The 1,113-nt window shown below is 34.1% G+C and carries 1 protein-coding gene; it reads left to right on the top strand.

Going from position 1 to position 1,113, the window contains the following annotated elements; all coding sequences use genetic code 11:
* Window positions 1–94 precede the first annotated feature (94 nt).
* Complete coding sequence (locus AAEZ18_RS18290; protein WP_350547123.1) at window positions 95–940, top strand: DUF8453 domain-containing protein; 846 nt, start codon at window positions 95–97, stop codon at window positions 938–940.
* Window positions 941–1,113 lie beyond the last annotated feature (173 nt).

Genomic DNA, 1,113 nt, shown 5'->3' on the forward strand with positions numbered 1-1,113 from the left:
GTTAAAACTATATAGAGTAGACAAATGAGCGTTTAGTCGGCAGAAATATGCGCGATGAGCGCACTATTAAATTGTTAGCAGTTTAAGGGAAGCTATGAGTAAACGGAAAAATGAGAGAAGTTTGATTCCTTTAATGTCAGTTATCGGGCTTGTAAGTGCTCCGCTAATTTTCATACTTGGAATAGTGGCTGGTAGCCAAATTCAGTTATCCTCAATTTTAACTGCTGACTCATTATCCTCATGGGTCTCTGCGTTAGCTACTGTTGCTATAGCTGTTTTAACCTTTATCTTAGCTAAAGAAACTTGGTACTTAAGGGAAGCTCAAATAGAGCAAGTTAACTCTCTTAGAAAAGAAAATATAAGACCTAGTGTTTCAGTCACTCTTAAAAATAGTGAAATATCCTTTAATTTGATGATGGTTAATGTGAGTAACCTAGGAAAAGGTATTGCTCGAAATGTAAGTTTTAAGTTTATTGATAAAGACGGAGCTGAAATTTCCGAAGGTGAAAATGTAATAGTTGACCTTTTTTTAAAACTTCATATTTTTTCTAACGGCATGCACTCATTAGGAATTAATCAAAAGGTAGATAGCTTTTTGTTTAGTTTTTTTGAGTTAAAAGGGAAGCTTGAAGGCGATGATATTTTTACTCCATTTTTCAAAATAGTTGTTTCTTATACAGACGTTGAAGGTAATGATTATTCCAATGAGTTAACTATTGATTTTGCTGAGCTAAAAGGAATTACTGAAATTGGAGGCGGAGATCCCCTGCATAAAATGGCTGGAGATTTAAAGAAACTCAGAGAACAATTTGAAAGAATGACTAACTCTTCATCTAAAAAGCTACACGTTAATACTTATACATCAAAAGATCGTGAGGCTCAGCGAAAGGCAGATGAAGAGAGGTTTGCCGAATATAAGAAGCAACAGGAAAAGGTGTAAAAACTGCTAACAAGTCACTCAAAAGGACAAATAACAGTTGGTTTTTGCTCCTTCGTCGCTTATTTTAACCAACTATTATTTGCCTATTAGTGAGGCGTTATATTTATTTCAAATTAGGAAGCTGTCGTGAGTGGTAATTTAAAGTTAGATATTTTTATTGTTGGTTTAATGCT

This window comes from Pseudoalteromonas sp. 19-MNA-CIBAN-0066, from assembly GCF_040308705.1.
GTDB classification, from domain to species: domain Bacteria; phylum Pseudomonadota; class Gammaproteobacteria; order Enterobacterales; family Alteromonadaceae; genus Pseudoalteromonas; species Pseudoalteromonas nigrifaciens.